At 72.7% G+C, this 13,714-nt stretch carries 12 protein-coding genes; 3 read left to right on the top strand and 9 right to left on the bottom strand.

Features of this window, described 5'->3' with window-relative positions; translation table 11 throughout:
- Positions 1-2: 2 nt before the first annotated feature.
- From ACSNOH_RS09695 to ACSNOH_RS09660, 8 genes are read right to left on the bottom strand one after another with little or no spacing between them, the layout of a single operon-like run.
- Positions 3-1,211 carry a DegT/DnrJ/EryC1/StrS family aminotransferase gene (locus tag ACSNOH_RS09695; protein ID WP_436720838.1) on the bottom strand — a complete coding sequence of 403 codons (1,209 nt, stop codon included), beginning with the start codon at positions 1,209-1,211 and terminating at the stop codon, positions 3-5.
- Positions 1,204-1,596, bottom strand: coding sequence for an AraC family ligand binding domain-containing protein (locus ACSNOH_RS09690; RefSeq protein ID WP_436720837.1), 393 nt, complete (start codon positions 1,594-1,596; stop codon positions 1,204-1,206). Before ACSNOH_RS09690 ends, ACSNOH_RS09695 begins: the two co-directional genes overlap by 8 nt.
- Positions 1,593-3,545, bottom strand: a complete 1,953-nt coding sequence (locus ACSNOH_RS09685; RefSeq protein WP_436720836.1) for a phosphotransferase — start codon at positions 3,543-3,545, stop codon at positions 1,593-1,595. The genes ACSNOH_RS09690 and ACSNOH_RS09685 overlap by 4 nt, the downstream gene beginning before the upstream one ends.
- Before the next feature lie 14 nt (positions 3,546-3,559).
- Complete coding sequence (locus ACSNOH_RS09680; RefSeq protein WP_436720835.1) at positions 3,560-4,168, bottom strand: hypothetical protein; 609 nt, start codon at positions 4,166-4,168, stop codon at positions 3,560-3,562.
- Entirely contained in the window at positions 4,165-5,685 is a 1,521-nt protein-coding gene (locus ACSNOH_RS09675) for a hypothetical protein (protein ID WP_436720834.1), read from the bottom strand. The genes ACSNOH_RS09680 and ACSNOH_RS09675 overlap by 4 nt, the downstream gene beginning before the upstream one ends.
- Complete coding sequence (locus tag ACSNOH_RS09670; RefSeq protein WP_436720833.1) at positions 5,682-6,554, bottom strand: glycosyltransferase family 8 protein; 873 nt, start codon at positions 6,552-6,554, stop codon at positions 5,682-5,684. Before ACSNOH_RS09670 ends, ACSNOH_RS09675 begins: the two co-directional genes overlap by 4 nt.
- Complete coding sequence (locus ACSNOH_RS09665; protein ID WP_436720832.1) at positions 6,551-7,573, bottom strand: NAD-dependent epimerase/dehydratase family protein; 1,023 nt, start codon at positions 7,571-7,573, stop codon at positions 6,551-6,553. The genes ACSNOH_RS09670 and ACSNOH_RS09665 overlap by 4 nt, the downstream gene beginning before the upstream one ends.
- A 1-nt stretch (position 7,574) precedes the next feature.
- Positions 7,575-8,717, bottom strand: coding sequence for an NAD-binding protein (locus ACSNOH_RS09660; protein ID WP_436720831.1), 1,143 nt, complete (start codon positions 8,715-8,717; stop codon positions 7,575-7,577).
- A 420-nt stretch (positions 8,718-9,137) separates the two neighbouring features.
- Between ACSNOH_RS09660 and ACSNOH_RS09655 the strand changes: the two genes are divergently transcribed.
- The gene (locus tag ACSNOH_RS09655) at positions 9,138-10,574 is read left to right on the top strand and encodes a transcriptional regulator (RefSeq protein ID WP_436720830.1); all 1,437 of its coding nucleotides are present in this window, start codon (positions 9,138-9,140) and stop codon (positions 10,572-10,574) included.
- 218 nt (positions 10,575-10,792) lie between these two features.
- Here the strand turns inward: ACSNOH_RS09655 and ACSNOH_RS09650 are convergent, their stop codons facing one another.
- Complete coding sequence (locus ACSNOH_RS09650; protein ID WP_436720829.1) at positions 10,793-11,221, bottom strand: hypothetical protein; 429 nt, start codon at positions 11,219-11,221, stop codon at positions 10,793-10,795.
- 219 nt (positions 11,222-11,440) lie between these two features.
- Between ACSNOH_RS09650 and ACSNOH_RS09645 the strand changes: the two genes are divergently transcribed.
- Both ACSNOH_RS09645 and ACSNOH_RS09640 read left to right on the top strand, forming a co-directional pair.
- Complete coding sequence (locus ACSNOH_RS09645) at positions 11,441-12,703, top strand: hypothetical protein (RefSeq protein WP_436720828.1); 1,263 nt, start codon at positions 11,441-11,443, stop codon at positions 12,701-12,703.
- Positions 12,696-13,253: a GNAT family N-acetyltransferase gene (locus ACSNOH_RS09640; RefSeq protein WP_436720827.1), complete on the top strand. Its 558-nt coding sequence runs from the start codon at positions 12,696-12,698 to the stop codon at positions 13,251-13,253. The genes ACSNOH_RS09645 and ACSNOH_RS09640 overlap by 8 nt, the downstream gene beginning before the upstream one ends.
- The last annotated feature ends 461 nt before the right edge of the window (positions 13,254-13,714 follow it).

Genomic DNA, 13,714 nt, shown 5'->3' with positions numbered 1-13,714 from the left:
CGCTAGCGGGTGTGGTGGGCGAGGAGGTCGCTGAGCACGGTGGCGACCTGGTGCATGTAGTCGGCGGCTCGGCGTGTGGGGATCTTGATGATGAGCATCTGGCGCCGGGCGGCGGTGTAGTGGGGGAACGCCTCGGCGTCCGGCGGCCGGTAGTCGGTGGCCGCGATGTGGGGCCAGAGGCGTTCGAGGTGCTGGCGGTCCTGGAGCAGCGGGCTGTGCAGCCAGTCCTCGTACAGGGGCCGCAGCGGTACTCCGGCGGTGGTGGCGGCGTGGGCGAGGGCCTGAGGGGCGCGCACGCGGTGGGTGATGGTCACAGGGGTGCCGTACCAGCCCCGGCGGCTTCCGTCGGCCAGGGTCGGCCAGGTGACGGGGGCCTGGAGCTCGTGGAGTGCCTCCCGCAGGACGGTGAGGTTGTCCTCGGCGGCCTGGGACCGGGCGGCGAGAGTGCGCAGCTGCTCGCGGGCGATGACGGCGGACAGCGGTGGCATGCGGAACTTGTACGCCCCGCCCGTGCCGACGAGGGGCCGGAGGTGATCGAGGGTGAGTTCGACCTGGAGGCGGTGAGGGTGGTGGCCCAGGACGAGGGCGTGTTCGTAGACGGCGCGGTCGGAGGTGGTCAGGATGCCGCCTTCGCCGCCGGAGACGGTCTTGGAGTCCTGGAGGCTGAAGCAGCCGGCCGCGCCCCAGGAGCCGACGGGGCGGTGGCGGTAGAGGGCGCCATGGGCATGAGAGCAGTCCTCGACCAGCGGCAGGGGCGCGGCCGTGGTGAGGGCGTCCATGCGGGCCGGGACGCCGAAGGCGTGGGCGACCAGCGCGGCCGAGCAGGCGGGCGCGAGCGCGGCCAGGGCGTGGGGGTCGAGGTTGGGGGTGTCGGGCTCGATGTCGCAGAAGACGGGGAAGCTGCCGGCGTGGAAGGTGGCGGTGATGGCGGAGATCCACGTCATCGGCGTGGTGGCGATGCCGGCGGCCGGGGAGGCTCCGATGGCGTGGAGGGCTGCGTGCAGGGCTGCAGTCCCGGAGTTGAAAGACAGGGCGTAGCGGGTACCGGCCAGGGCCGCGAAGGCGTCTTCGAGTTCGGTGACTGCGGGGCCGCGGCCGGTGTCGGAGAGGCGGCCGGTGCGCAGCTGCTCGATGACCGGCTGTTCAGCGGTGCGGTAGCGGCCGGACTCTTTGGGGAACGGCAGGGTGACCGTGCGGGCGGGGTCAGTCATGGCGGCCCGCCCGGCTGACGGGGACGGGGTGCTTCGCGGCGTCCTGGGGGTTGCGGTGCAGGTGGCCGGGGCGGGCGCCGGGCGGCAGGTCGGCGGAGAGGTAGAAGACGCGCATCTCTTCGGTGACGGTGAGGATGTCGTGGTCCTGGCCGGGGGCGGTGTAGAGGATGTCCCCGGCGGTGACCTGGTGCTCGGTCTCGCCGACGAGGACGGTGCCGGATCCGGCGGCGATGAACCAGAATTCGCCGATGTCGTGGTGGTGGCGGTCGAAGGTGGCGGTGCCGTCGTCGCGGATGACGAACATCCCGGCGGCCGAGGCCGGGCAGCCCGTGGGCCGGTTGTCGGGGGTGAGCTTGTGCCGGGCGCCTGCGCGGATCAGGGTCATGGCGTCCTCCCTGGTTGTGGAGTCGTGCGGGGCGTGATGCGTGGGACGAGCCGTGGTCGACCGGCGGCGAGATCGGAGAGGTCGGCGTCGATCTGACGGGCCCGCAGGTGCGCGGCCGTGTGGTCGGCGCGGCGCGCGTGGTAGGCGAGGAGGAACAGGGCGATCCTCAGCCGGTAGACGGTGATGGCGAGGAGGGTGCCGGGTCCGGGTAGCGTGGGGAAGTAGCCGTCGGCGAGGGCCTCGGTCAGGGCCGGGGGCTCGGTGAGGGACCATCCGGCGATGTCGGCCAGCGGATCACCGCCGCGCACGCTCTCCAGGTCCACGATGCCGGTGACGGTCACCCCGTCGCTCAGCACATGGCGTGCGGCCCAGTCCCCGTGCAGCAATCGCGGCCCCACCCCATCCAGTTCCGGGAGGTGAGCACGCAGGGCCCCGGTCATGTGGGTGGCCAGTTCAGCGGCCGGGCCGGGAGGGTCGGCGGGGGTGCGCAGCAGCCAGTCGGCGAGCGTGCGGTGGGTCGCGGTGCCGACCGGAGTGAGACGGCCGAAGCCGTCGACGGGCACCGCATGAACCTTGCGCAGCAGTTGCCCGGCCCGCTGTGCGAGGGCGGCCGCCGCCGGCTCCGGCATCTGGGAGAGGGGTACGCCGGGGCAGCGGGTCTCGACGGCCATGTCCGGGCCGTGCCACACCATCGTCGGGACGGGGAGGCCGTGGTGGTGGAGCTGGCGGGCTGCCCAGGCGGCGACCTGGTAGCGCGGGTGCCGTCCTGTTACGGGCACCTTGACGATGAGCGGCTGGCCGTCGGAGCCCGGGGCGGTGAAGACGTGGTTGTCCGCGCCGCCTTCCATGGCGCGCGGCAGACACTTCGGTGCGGTGATCCCGGCGGCGGCCAGCCGCCGGGCGAGGGCCGGGGGGTCCGGCGAGCTGGAGCTCGGCGACGGCGGGGTGATCACGGCCGGGCTCCGGTTGCGAGCACCGTGATGGCTGTTCGCGGCGGAGGCGAGAGCGGCGTCCAGCAGGGCGATCGAGCCCAGATTGTGCGCGGCGTCGACGTCGGGGTGGGCCTGCCCGTCGTGCAGCGCGTCGATCATCTTGGCGATGACCACCTGGTAGCCGGGCGGTGCCGCGCCGAGCTCCCGGACGACCGCGTCCGAGGCCGAGGCGGTCAGGGAGGCGGTGGTCAGGTGGTGCTCGCCGTCCCACCAGGTGGCGCCGTCAGCTCCCGTGGCTGTCCAGCGTCCGCCGGCCGGGGTGCGCAGGGCCGGGCCCGTGGTGTAGCCGCCGCGGTAGGAGAAGACACTGCCGTCGTCGAAGGTGACGGTGCAGTGGGCCAGGGAGCAATGCGCTCCCAGAGCCGCAAGGGGCATCTCGGTGCAGTGCACGCCGGCGGGAGGGGCGGTGATCAGCTGCCGTATCTGGTCGAAGGTGTGGACGGCCAGATCGCTGGTGACCGGCCACGGCTGGCGGGCGCGGAAACCCGGCTGGTGCAGGGCCACCCACGTCTCGGCCGTGACCACCCACGGCCCCTTGCTGCTGTGCACGGCGTCGCGGAAGGCGAGGAAGCGTGGATCCAGTGCCCGGTTCTGCATCACCATCAGCCGCCGGTCGGTGCGCTCGGCCAGGGCCACGAGGGTGACCGCGTCCGCGTAGGACAGGGCGAGGGGTTTCTCTATCAGGACGTGCAGGCCAGCCATCAACGCCTCGCGTGCGAGTGCGGCGTGCTGGCCGGGCGGCGTCAGGATGGCGACCGCGTCCGCGCCGAGCTCCGGGAGACGGGCGGTATCGGCGTGGATCAGATGTGGGCCCGCGAGCCCGTAGCGGTCGGCGAGTTGCCCGGCGGCCCGGGTGTCGGGGTCGATCAAGGCCGTGATGGTGATACGCGTATCAGCGGCAAGGACACGGACCCAGCGGGAGGCGATGGCCCCGCAGCCCACGATGGCGATCTTCACCTTGTCCTCCTCGGTTATCGCGCGGCGCCGTCGCCGCGCGCCTGGGTGATGTGGCGCAGCGCCGCTGAGGCCAGCTCCCGGGTGGTCGTGCGGGAGGAGTCCAGGTGGATGCAGCGCGGGGTGAGCGCCTGGTGGCGGAAGTACGCCTCGAAGTGCGCGGTGAATTCGGGCGCGTAGAAGACCGGCGGCATGCCGGGGCGCCGCGCGGCCCGCCCGGCGAGGATCCCGGGGTCGGCGTGCAGCACGATGGTGAGGTCCGGCAGCAGCGGCGCCGAGTCGCGTACGAGCTGCCGGGCCTGGTCCATGACCGTGCGGCCGTGGAGTTGGGCGATGGCGTAGGTGTGGGCCAGCAACGTGTCGACGGTGCGGTCCAGCAGCACGTCCCGGCCCGCTGCGTCGGCGTCCTCGGCGGCCTTGCGCCGCCGGTCTTCCACCCCGAGCAGCACGGCCAGGCCCTCCAGCTGCTCGCGCGCGGTCGCGGCCACCGGGTCCGGCAGCAGGGCGGGATCGGGCGCGGCGTGGTAGTAGCAGGGCACCACCAGCGGGTTGGTGCCTGCGGCCGCGACCTCGGCGATCACGGAGGTCTTGCCGGTACAGCTGACCCCTTCATAGCCGGTGATCACAGCGCCTCCCGGGTCATCGGGGCCGGGCGGCGGTCGGCTTTCGGGGACAGCTCTTCGGCGCGGGGACGAAGGCGGTCGAGGACGGCCAGGGCCGGGCCGATGCTGCTGAGCCCGTAGGCGGCCAGCAACAGCAGCGCCTCGCGGACCTGCTCGCCCGCCGTCGGCCGCCGTCCGTCGGCGGCGGCCAGCTGGCGCACGGGGGTGACCACGCCCAGCCACAGCGCCACACCGGCCGCCGCGCGTACCGGGCCGGCGGTGCGGCGGTGGACGGCCAGCAACAGGCACACCACGGTCGCGGGGGTCCGGGTGAGCCAGGCAGCGCCCCGGTACCAGCCGACGAGCAGCGCGCTTGCCCGCATGGGGGCGGTGCCGCGGCCGCTGGATCGGGCCGCGGCGTGGCAGGCTGCGTAGTCGAGGTAGTTGGCGAACCAGCGCTGGCCCTGCGCGACGAGGGCCGCGATGTCCTCCGGCCCCGGCGCCACGGCCAGGGCCGGTACACAGCAGACGGGAATCCGGCAGACGGTCAGCTGATAGCCGAAGGGCAGGTCGTCGAGCACCGTGTAGGTCGGCAGACCCCCGAGCCGGGTGAAGGTATCGCGGCGCACCCACAGGCCATGGCCGACCGTCTGTGCCAGCCCGCCCCCACCGACGGCCGCCCGGAGCGCGCCGTGCCGGTGGCGGACAGCGCGGGCGTGGCGGTCGAAGGCGGGGATTTCACGGCGCAGCGTCCACAGCGTCTGCAACCGTGCCGCTCCGTGGCACACCGCCCGCTCCCACCCCCGGCTGCTGGTGCCCTGGGTGGTGAACCGGGCCGACTGCTGTACGACGGGCGGCATCTGTCCGTACTCGGCGTGGTGGCGGGCGATACTCGTCACGGTGTGCTGGAGCAGGGCCGGGGTGGGCCGGGAGTCGATGTCGTAGACGGCGATGTACGCCTCGCCCGGCCCGGGTGGCAGCGTGGCCACGGCGTGGTTGACCTGCGCCGCCTCGCGGCCCACGCCGTCGTAGTGCACGTGCCGGACCGGCAGACCCTGATAGGCGGGCTGGGCCAGGGCGTCGGCGACGACCTGTTCGGTGAGCGGGAAGGGGGCCAGAGCGTCCGCCACCTCGTCCCGCGACAGGCGCCGACCGACGGCGGTGTCGTGCAGGCGGGCGACGGCGGCGTCTTCTGCCGGTGTCAGCTGCGGTGGCCGGCGCAGGCCGGAGGCGAGCTGGTCGATGAGCAGCCCGCGCTCGTGGCGCTCGCGGGCGGTGGTCACCACGGTCAGCGTGGAGCCGGGCAGGCCCGGCAGCAGCCGCGCGTACCAGGCCAGGGCATCGGCGATGTGCTCCTGCTCGCGCAGCACGGGGACGACGAAGTGCACCACGACCGCAGGCGGCTCGGCTGCCCGTGGGGCCGTGTCCTCGCGGTGGAGAGAGCGGAGCGTGGACTTGAGCCGGTGCGCGCCCTGGGCGTGCCGGGCGGCCACCGCCACGGCGAGCGCGCCCGTGACGAGGCTGGCCGGCCGGGCGGTCACCGGGGGTCTCCCGTGGTGGCGGGCAGGTGCTGCTGGTAGAGGTCCGCCAGTGCACCCGCGGGATACCCCGGTTTCCAGGGCTTGTGGGGGCCGGCGAAGTGGAGGACCGCCGCACGGCTCTCGTCGTCGAGCAGCGTCGCCAGGGGCATAACCTCCTCAGCGTGATGGACGAACCCGGGCTGGCTGGCGAGCGGGGAGAGGACGAAGGTGTTCCACTGCCGGTCCAGGCGCAGCCAGGTGTCCTCGGCCGCCCAGTTCAGGGCGTCCTGGTCCCAGAACCGCGCATGGCCGGGGTGCTCGGCCAGGAAGCGGCGGGCGCGCTCGAACAGCCCGCGCTCGCGGCACACGGTCAGGTCGATGAGCATGACGCCGCTGTTGAAATACTCCCGTCCGGCCACAAGGCCCAGCCGGTCCCAGCCGGGCAGGGCGATCCCGCGGCCGAGCACCGGGTTCTGCGGGTCGCGGACCGCCCCTAGCGGCGCGCCGCCCAGCTGGTGGCGCAGCAGGGGACGCAGGCTGCGCAGGACGAGGGTGTCGGCGTCGAGGTAGAGCACGACCCGTTCGTCCCCGATCACTTCGGCGATCGACAGCCGGAGGTAGACCGCCTCGGACACCCAGCCGGAGACCGGCCCGCGCACCGGTGCGGCCGGCACGGCGCGCAGCTGGGTGCTCAGGCCGATCTGCCGGGCGTGGCGCAGGATCTCCGCGCGGGCGTCCTCGGGGAGCTGGTCGTGCAGGACGATCAGGCGCAGGTCGCCATGGTCGTACGCGTGGGTGGTGACCAGCGAGCTCATCAGCGCGCGCAGCGGCACCACGTAGGAGGCGTCCACGCCGCACACGATCGGCGGCAGCGCACAGGGCCGGGTCATCGCACTCCCCCTGCCAGCGAGGGCGCCGTGTCGGTGGCGGTCGATGCTGCGATGGTGCGGGCCAGGCCGTCCCGGAGCCCCACCTGCGGGGTCCAGTGCAGTTCCCGGGCGCGGCGGATGTCCGGGCAGCGGCGGCGCGGGTCGTCGGTGGGCAGCGGGCCGAAGGCGATTTCCGATGCCGAGCGGCACAGGTGGCGGATCAGCTCGGCGAGTTTGAGCACGCTGATCTCCTGGGGATTGCCGATGTTCACCGGCTCTTGCAGGCCGCTCGCCGCGACGGACAGCAGGCCCTCGACAGTGTCGTCGACGTAGCACAGGGAACGGGTCTGGGAGCCGTCACCGGCCACCGTGAGCGCGGTTCCGGCACGCGCCTGGTGGATGAAGCTCGGCACCGCCCGGCCATCGGTTGCGCGCATCCGCGGTCCGTAGGTGTTGAAGATCCTCACGATGCCTGTGCTGATCGCTGCCTCACGGCCGAAGGCGACCGTCAGCGCCTCGGCGTAGCGCTTGGCCTCGTCGTACACGCTGCGCGGCCCGACCGGGTTGACGTGCCCCCAGTAGTCCTCGCGCTGCGGGTGCTGCTCGGGGTCGCCGTAGACCTCGGAGGTCGAGGCCAGCAGGAACCGGGCCTGGGTGCGGGCGGCGGCCTGAAGCCAGTTCATGGTGCCCAGGGCGCCGGTCCTCAAGGTCGCCACCGGGTGGCGCAGGTAGTCGGCCGGGGAGGCGGGCGAGGCCAGGTGGAAGACGTAGTCGAGATCCCCGGACAGCTCCAGGGGCGCGGTCACGTCGTGCGGCACCAGCCGGAAGGCCGGACTGGACCGTAAGGCCGGGAGATTCTCGGGGCGGCCGGTGGAGAAGTCGTCGATGCCCACCACCGTGGCGCCGAGGGCCACCAGGCGCTCGCACAGGTGGGAGCCGATGAAGCCGGCCGCGCCCGTCACCGCCACCCGGCGGCCGGTGAACGCCTCCCCGGGCCCCGGCAGGGGCTCGGCGGCCGTACCTGCTGTGGTGCTGGGCATGTCAGCTCATCTCCTTCAGCAAGGGGTGAGGGTGCGTCGAGGGGTGGAAGGTGTGCACCCACAGGTCGGCGATGGCGCAGCGGATGCCGTGGGGGACTTCGCACAGGCCCGGCGCGTGCGCCGTGGTGGCGAGCCGGCCCAGGGCGACGAGGATCTCCGCCTGTACCAGGTGGATCGCGGGCCCGAGGGCCGAGCCGTGCAGGAAGTTGGGCGCATGGCCGTCGTTGAGCAGGTGGAAGTGCCGTCCGCCGCGCTCGTAGCGCGAGATGTGGCGGGCGATCGGCCGGTGGGTGAAGAGGTCGTTGATGCCGCTGAGGTCGAGCTCGTCGTCGGCCGAGGTCGCCGTCGCCACGAAGGCGCCGTCCGACAGGCCGGCCAGGTCGCTGGCGGCCAGGCAGCGGCTGCCCGTGGCGCAGAAGACCAGATCAGCGCCGGGCAGGACGCTCTGCGGGCGGTCTGCGGCAGAGAAGCCGGCGCTGAGCGCGTGAGCCAGGCGCACCGGGTCGCGCTCGACGACGGTCACCGGCAGCCCGCGGGCGCGCACGGTACGGGCGATGCTGGAGCCGACCTTGCCGTAACCGATGACACACGCTCGGCGGCCAGGCAGCACCTCTCCCAGCTCGCGCACCAGGGCCTCGGCGGAGAAGACGATGCTCTCCCCCACCAGCCGGTCCTCGGCCTCCTTCAGGGGGCTGCGGGCCACGCTGTAGACCGGGCACGGCAGTTTGTCGTGGGCCGCGTAGCGGCGCAGCCCGTTCTCGGTGTCCTCAACGACGCCCAGGACCTGCCCGGAGAACGCCTCGCACGCGGTCTTGAGGCCGGGCGAGAAGTAGCCGCCCACGTCCAGCAGGACCACGGGCAGCCCGGCCGCCCGGCGCTCCAGGTAGTCCACCAGACCCTGCTCGCCGGCCAGGTCCTCGCGGGTCATCGTGTCCACCGGCGCGAAGGCCCGGGCCTGCTCGAAGACCGTGCGGTGGACGGACCGCGGCTTCGGGATGACGGCGGCGAGCGAGGAGACGCGACGTAACGCGTCTAAGAAGGGCGGCTGGCTCGGCAGGAGGTGAGCCACCAGGACGGAGGTCACCGCGGCCGCCGGCGGAGCGGTGAGTAGGACCTCGTTGAAGAAGCGGTCGGCAGGGCGCATCAGCTCTCCCTCGACAGAGTGTCAGCCGTACCGGCAACCGGAGCTGCTGTCCGGCAGCGAAGCGTCATGAGCCCTGCGCCGAGGCGGACGCCAGCCCGCGCGTCCCACCCACCCGCACGCCCGTACGTCCCGGGTCGTCAGTCGACATTGCGCGTTCCTCCATGTCGTCTTGCGGCCTGCGCAGGGGCCCTGTTCGTTGGGCTGGCCTGCGGGACTGCACGCTTTGGCCGTGCGGGGAGTGTGAGCCGGTCCAGGTGGGCGTAGGCAGGAGGCGTGTGAGCGGCGCTTTTGCCCAGCGCCAGGCAGGCGGGGCGGGGGGAGCGAAGGGGGGCGGACCACCGGGGGCGCTACCAGGCTGGGCTGCAGTGCCCTACTGTCGCCGGTGAGGGTTCCAGCGCAGACATTCCTGCGGAGGCCGCCATGCCGTCCGGTGTTCCCCAGCCCGAGCCGCAGCCAGGCGAGAGCGCGTTCACTTACTGGTTCCGCATCTGTGACTTCACCAAGAAGGGCCTGGCTGCCGCTGTCACCCGGGAAGCAGGGCGGGCCGGCTACCCGCAGGTGCGTCCCGATGGTTCGCGGGTGCGGCGCTGGCTGGGCGGCGAGAGGCCGCGCCCGCCCGTGCCCGAGCTGATCGCGGCCGTCTTCTCCGCGAAGGTCGGCCGCCGACTGACGGCAGCCGACCTCGGGCTGACCGAAGCGGACTCCGATGACCTCACTCGCTTCCGTGGGCCCGCCGAACTCCTTACCGATCTGGGCCACATGACCTCCGCCGCGCTCCTCAACAGCACCCAGCCCAGCCCCGAGCCCGATCCACGCGCCGGGGATCAGGCGCGTCCAGCGATCCCGTACGAGCCCGAACGGCTCCTGCCGGCGCTGGACACCTGGGCCTATGCCCCCTCCCACGCCCTCCCCGGAGCCGACCGGGATGGGTCCCGGCTCGGCGTCGGCGACGCTGCGCGGATCGCCGACTACACCCGCACCTTTCGTCTGCTGGACAACCGTCACGGCGGCGGCAGCACCCTGCACTCGGCCACCGGGCAGCTGGCCTGGGCCACGGGCCTCATCCGCGACGGCCGCTACACCGAAGCCACCGGGCGGCTCCTCTTCCGCGAGCTCGCCGACCTCGCCGGCTGCGTCGGCTGGATGTCCCACGACGTCGCCCAGTGGCCCGCGGCCATCCGCTACCTCACCATGGCCGTCCACGCCGCACGCGAAAGCGGGGACCGCAACCTCACCGCCCACCTGCTGCAGTGCCTCGCCCGGATCTGGGGCTACCTCGGCCGGCCCGACCTCGCCTCCGACTGCATCGCCCTGGCCCTGTACGGCACCCGGAACGACGCCCACCCCGTCCTGCGTGCCGGCCTCTACGCCCTGGCCGCCCGCTTCGCCTCGCTCCAGGGCGAGGTTCCCGAGGCCCTGCGCAGCGTCCGCCACGCCCAGGAGATCTTCCACGAGCACTCCGTCGAGGACCGGCCCGAGTACATCGCCTACCTCGACCACGCGGAGCTGAGCTCCACCCTCGGCGAGGTCCTGCTCTTCCTCTCCCGCACCAGCGGCCGGCCCCAGCACGCCACGAGCGCTCTGGAACTGCTGAGCACCGCCGCCGCGGAACGCGACTCCGCCCGCGCACGCTCCAGCGCCTTCGACGCCATCGCCGCCGCCCGCGCCCTCCTGGTCGTCGACGACCTCGAAGCCGCCTGCGCCACCGGGCTGCGCGCCATCCGCATCGGCTCGCACGTCGAATCCGCCCGCGTCCGGCGCCGCTTCCTCGACCTCGCCCGCGAAGCCCAACCCCATGAGTCCGAGCCGGCCGTACGAGACCTCCGGGAACAGCTGCTGACTGTCACCCGCCCCTGACCTGCCAGGGAGCCTCACTGACCCGCCTGGGCGCAGGGCACTGCACCTCGCCGAAGCCGGACAGATCTCGGTGAGCCGGTCGAGTCTCTCGTACAGCGCCCGTGCGCAGCGGGCACGGACCTGGTCGCCGTCAGTGGCGGATTGGCACCGTTCTCGGCCGATCAGCAAAACGACCAGGGCGTCTCGTAACGGGGAGTCGGCGATGCCGTCGTGGCCATTCACCATGTCGTCAGCACCACTCGGTGCGCGTCCACTGGTTCGGTGACCAGTTGCAGGAGCGTCCGGCAGCTCCGAGCGAGGTCCGCCGCGCAGAGCGCCGCATTCAGCGGGTAGAGGCGCGGGTCCGGACGGTGGTAGGCGAGGCGCCGGCGCAGGGAGTCGAGGCCCATCGTGACCCGACCGCCACGGTCCTTGTATCTGGCCTCGCCGACCGGCAGCAGCGCCTTGGCGTCGTCGACCAGGGCGGTGATGACCTTGGTGATCTCGGCGGAGTCGATGGTGCCGCCGTCGACCACGGGGCGCAGTCCGGCGGCGATCCGCTGCTCGATCGCGTCGACGCTTACCGTGACCGGCCCCTCGGGACTGTCTACGCGGATGCGGCGGTCCGCGGGCGTCGTGGAGGCTGTGGAGGTGGGAGAGGTGGTCATCAGCGCGGGTTCCTCTGTGTCGGCATGGCGGCTGCGAGAGGGAGGCGGCGGACCGCCGGCCACTCCCAGGAATGGCGGTCCGCCGCGCATGTGAGAGTCAACCGCCGGTTTCCGGCCGCAGGGTCAGGAAGAAGCCGTGTCTCCTTACCGATGACGATCAGGAAGTTTTGACCTTCTCGTGACATCGACGACCTACTCGTTCCTCGCTACGTTCGACACGTGGGAGAGAACGCCATCCTCCGGAAACGCATGGCCAAACTCGGCCTGACCAGGACCGAGTTAGCGCGCGAAATAAACCTGGCGCTCAAGCGCCTCACCGGCAAGCCCGGCACCTACTCCGAGCGCACCATCCACGACCTGCTCACCCGCACGCGGACGCCACGGTCCAGAACCACGCTCGCGCTGGAGACGGTCTTCGACTGCCCCCTAGCTGACCTCGGCTTCGCGCCACCGGCCCAGTACCACCAGCAGTACGCGGAGGACCCCGTGAAGCGCCGCGCCTTCTTCATCGCCGCCCCCATAGCCGCCGCAGCAACCGCCGGCTTCTCCCCGCCGCGCCCCACGAGTGGCCCGTACCGGATCGGCGCCGCCGACATCGAGCGCCTGGAGCAGCTGCACGACCAGGCCATCGACACCGACGACCAGGCCGGCGGCACCGAGACCACCGAGCGCCGCTGCGCCGCCCTTGCCGAGGAGGCCCTGGAGATGCAGCAGCGGGGCCGCGCCAGCGGCCGGGTGCGCTCCCGGCTCTACGCGCTGGCCGCGTCTCTGACCGACTCGGCGATGTGGGCGGCCATCGACGGCCGCCGCACCGATGCCGCCCAGGCCCACCTCCACCACGCCGTCACCCTGGCCTCGCTTTCCGGCGACCAGGCCGTGCAGATCCGCGTGTGGGGGCACGCCGCCGCCCTGTACCGGCAGATGGGCCGCTACACCGACTCCACCGCCGCGGCCCAGGCCGCCCGCACCGTCTCGCTCTGCCGCACCGACCCGTTCTACGCCTCGATGACTCGGGCGCGGCTGTCCCTCCACCAAGCCCACACCGGCAGCCGCACCGATGTCCTGCGCAGCCTCGACCAGGCCCGCAAAGACCTCGCCCGCGCCGACGCGGGCGAGCGCCGGCCCCGCTGGACCCGTTTCTACGACGACGGCGCCGAGATCGAACTCCTCGCCCTCCAAGCGCACACGGAGATGGGCCACTGGCAGGATGCCGAGGCCCGCGCACACCACGCGCTCGCGCTCCTGCGCCCCAGCATGGTCCGCAATAGGGCCCTGACTACGGCCTACCTGGCGGACGCACAGCTGCAGCAGGGCGAGGTGGGACTCGCGGTCGCCACGGCGAAGTCGGTGCCGGCTACCGCCGTGCGCGGGAGGGTCGAGCACCTGCTGGGCACTTTCACCACCCGCCTCATCGCCACTGCCCCGTCCAGCTCCCACACCCAGGAGTGGGCCGCCTACCGGAAGGACGCCCTCTGTGCCTGAGCCCATCGAGTTCCGCCGCAGCCGCGACGTTGATGAAGTCCGCCAGACGATCCTCGACCTCCACGTCGAGGTCCGCGGGGACTTCGGGCTCCTCGACCGCCCGTTCAATTCGGTCGAGCGGTTCGACGAGCGGCTGCTCGCCTACGCCCAGCGCCCCGGCTGGGAAACCGTCGTCGCCCGTACGCCCGGCGGGGAACTCGTGGGCTTTTGCTTCGGCACCCCGCTCGGCGCCGACACCCGCTGGTGGGCCTCCATGATCAACCCGCTCCCCGACGGCTACACCACCGAGACCGGCACCAGGACCCTCGCCTTCCAGGAGATCTGCGTCCGCAAGCCCTGGCGGGGCCATGGCGTCGCGCGGCGACTGCACGACAAACTGCTCGCCGGGCACCCCGAGGAGCGCGTCACGCTGCTGGTGAACCCGGCGGCCGGCGACGGCAAGCTGAAGGCCGTCTACGAGAGCTGGGGCTACGAGGAGATCGGCAGGCAGCAGCCGTTCGAAGACTCACCCCAGTTCGCCGTGATGATGCGCCCGCTCCGGCACAGCTGACGCCGCGGAGACGGCACGAGGGGGCTACGGACATGGTGCGCACCGAGCGGAGGACCGAACGTGATGCGGGTGTCATCGGACGGCGCGTCTTCGCCGCGAGCACCGGCGCGGCGCTGACCACATCCGTCTGGAAGGTACGCGGCTCCCCCGCCCCCGACCTGGCCACCTCCCATACGACCGGGCGCGAAACTGCGCCGGTTCTGCACCTGCTCGCGTGTCGCATACGCGACCGCCCCTCGGCCGCATGTCACTGGCGCAGCCGCGCTGCCCGTGTGGCTTGAGGGACCATCCCCGCGTGCGCGGGGAGCACCTCTCCTGCCCGCCGCCGGCACCCGCCGTCCTGGCACCATCCCCGCAGGCGCGGGGAGCATGGATATGACACCAGACAATGTAGGTTCATCCCCGCGCTAGCGGGGATCAGAGCGAACACCGAGAAGATCCAGCCGTCACAGAACCCAGAG

This window comes from Streptomyces sp. URMC 127 (assembly GCF_051386535.1).
Lineage (GTDB): Bacteria > Actinomycetota > Actinomycetes > Streptomycetales > Streptomycetaceae > Streptomyces.
Note: the sequence above shows the minus strand (reverse complement) of the source record. Positions and strands in the feature narration are given on the sequence as shown.